Annotated in this window: 1 protein-coding gene and 1 pseudogene; both read right to left on the minus strand. The window is 65.7% G+C overall.

The features are described from left to right. Window positions 1–633, minus strand: a 633-nt coding sequence (gene trbF, locus E5W87_RS29385) for a conjugal transfer protein TrbF (RefSeq protein ID WP_292405564.1), incomplete at its 3' end; no start/stop codon positions are given. After that, window positions 634–1096, minus strand: a pseudogene (locus tag E5W87_RS29390) (P-type conjugative transfer protein TrbL); the annotation flags it as partial.

A 1096-nucleotide genomic window follows, 5' to 3' on the forward strand; every position in this document is an offset into this window, starting at 1 on the left:
ATTGCTGCGCAGTTGATCGGCATTGCTTGGCGGGCGGATCACGATGGTTAGGATCGCCGTCCAGCGCGTCGTGCTGGCAAGGCTGCCACGCTCAAAAACCTGCTCGGTCCACTTGACCTGGAACGAGGTTTGGGAGGCCCTGACCACGCTGGTTATTTGCGCGGACACGCTCCGCGTTCCGATCTGGCCGAAGGGGTCGACCCGCTTGGCGTACTCGTTGAGGAAAAGAGCGGCACGGTCGGTGGCGAAGTCGTAGGCAGAAAGCCAATTCTGGCGCACCAGCACCGGATCGGTGGAGATGGCGCGAACATTTGAAATGAAGCGGCCGAGATGCCAGGCGATCTGTGCGTCCGACGGTTCATAGTGCTGGATCGCCGGCGCGACGGCGCGAGCCTCGCCGAACCGGTCGACCTCGACGACGTAGGGAACGACGCGGCTTTGCATCGAGTGCCACATCAGCCCGCCGGAAAGGCCAGTCGCCAGTGCCAGGCTGCCGAAGGCCATGAGCCGCCAGTTCCTGGCTTGAACGCGGGCGGAGCCGATACGCTCATCCCAGAGCTGGCCGGCCTTCTGATACGGTGTGACGGGTTCGGGTGTCTTCCCGTAACGCTGAACGGGTCGCTTGAAGAGCATCTAGTCGTCCTTATCGTTGAGGGAGGGATTGGCGCTGCCGCCCGGCCGGTCCCCCTCACGGACGGCCTGCATGGCGGTGTGACGATGGGCTCGCGCGGTCTGCTCGGAGCGAAGGCGCCTCGCCCAGGTCGGCGCAGTATCGGAGCTCGCAGCGGCAGGACTTCCGGTCATTGATGCGGTCGGCGTACACCGGTCGCAGTCCAGGCGGCTTCACGGCCGGCATCGGCGCTGCGCCTGAAAGCTTCTGCAGCAGATCGCGCTCTGCCTGTCGCAGCGCCGGCGACTGCACTTGTGACACCGTGCATTCCGGCAGCTACGCCGGACAGGCCGGAATCGGGCGAGGTTGCACGTCCGATCTGCCAAGCCGTGGAAGCAGCCGATCCCATTGTTGAGCCGGCGCGGACTGCGGCGAGACTGCCGCCGGTTGCCATGCGCGCGCCGGCAAACGCCGCACCTCCGGCAA

This window comes from Mesorhizobium sp. (assembly GCF_004962925.1).
Lineage (GTDB): Bacteria > Pseudomonadota > Alphaproteobacteria > Rhizobiales > Rhizobiaceae > Mesorhizobium.